The sequence below is a fragment of the Neisseria sp. P0021.S007 genome, assembly GCF_051956855.1.
Map to the genome: position 1 here is coordinate 1 of NZ_JBQCXA010001710.1, position 443 is coordinate 443.

Consider the following 443-nt stretch of genomic DNA (forward strand, 5'->3'; position numbering starts at 1 on the left):
GCCTTGGATATTATTTGCGTGAAGCATCGATAATTTCACTGACTACGACATATGAGCCTGCTATCACTGCGCCGACTGCGTCCAAAGCCAATGTAAATGGCGTTTTCAGGATATTCCCCGTCAACTTCCAAACGTCGGTGCTTTTTTTGGTTTCCGTATAATAAATTCTGACCGGGACGGCAGTGTCAAAACGGCGGTCTTCGGCAACATTTTTCGGCGTCGCATAATAATGACCTTCGGTAGAAATACACCGTGTGTAGACAGTTTTACCATCGAGTTCAACCGGCTTGAACGCCAACTGTTTTAACTTGGCAATCTCGGCAGCTTTTTGAGTATCGTAACGCAGGCAGAAATTCGAGCGAAAAGTTTGCGCTTCAGGAGATTTCAATTCAACCGGCAAAGCCTCATACACCTGTTTTGGGTTTTGCTGAACCATTTGAAAG

Annotated in this window: 1 pseudogene; it reads right to left on the reverse strand. The window is 45.4% G+C overall.

The features are described 5' to 3' along the window. Positions 1 to 10: 10 nt before the first annotated feature. Positions 11 to 443 (reverse strand): annotated as a pseudogene (locus tag ACTHUR_RS21045) (hypothetical protein); the annotation flags it as partial.